This is a genomic window from Bartonella sp. MR168JLCBS (genome assembly GCF_042194175.1).
The window spans coordinates 1-846 of sequence record NZ_JBHIMP010000249.1 but is presented as its reverse complement, the minus strand read 5'-3'; the positions used below and the strand labels follow the sequence as shown (position 1 = coordinate 846).

General features: G+C 42.3%; 1 protein-coding gene and 1 pseudogene. Both read left to right on the top strand.

Annotated elements, in window-relative coordinates; translation table 11 throughout:
* A pseudogene (locus tag ACFIK8_RS10670) lies at positions 1-241 on the top strand (F0F1 ATP synthase subunit alpha); the annotation flags it as partial.
* 20 nt (positions 242-261) lie between these two features.
* The coding region (locus tag ACFIK8_RS10665) for a F0F1 ATP synthase subunit gamma (RefSeq protein ID WP_375669412.1) at positions 262-846 on the top strand (585 nt) is incomplete at its 3' end.

Genomic DNA, 846 nt, shown 5'->3' with positions numbered 1-846 from the left:
ACCACAATTTTCTCCACTTAAAACAGAAGAACAGGTTGTTGTTATCTTTGCTGGTGTTAATGGTTATCTTGATGCTTTGGCTGTTTCTGATGTTGGTCGATTCGAACAAGGTCTTTTGACACTTCTCCGGAGTGATCACCCAGATCTTTTGCAGGCAATCGCCCATCAAAAACAGATAACCGATGATGTTAAGGATAAGTTGATTGTTGTTCTTAATACTTACGCAAAGATTTTTTCGTAATAACTTAATGGAATGCGCGAATGGCGTCGTTGAAGGATCTTAGAGATCGTATCGCCTCGGTTAAGGCAACACAGAAAATTACTAAAGCAATGCAAATGGTTGCAGCAGCAAGGTTGCACCGTGTGCAAGAGGCAGCTCAGTCTGCTCGTCCTTATGCCCAGCGGATGGCTGCTATTTTAGCCAATGTTGCCACTGATGTCGATGCCATCGATGTGCCCCCTCTCATGCGTGGTACTGGTCGAAATGATGTCCATCTTTTAGTGGTATGTACTGCTGAGCGTGGTCTTTGTGGTGCTTTTAATATGCAAATTGCTCGGCGGGCACGCCAACAGATTAAAGCACTGCTTTCTGCCGGTAAAATAGTTAAAATCTTAACCGTGGGAAAAAAGGGAGCAGATATTTTATCACGTGATTACAAAGCTTTGATGATTGATCACATCGATTTGCGTTCTGTAAAGCGGGTTGGTTTTGCAGAGGCAGCTATAATCAGCCAGAAGATCATTGATTTATTCGATAAGGATACCTTCGATATTTGTACTCTGTTTTATTCTGAATTTGTTTCAGTGATTAATCAGCGTCCTGTGGCTTTTGGCTTAATCCCTATG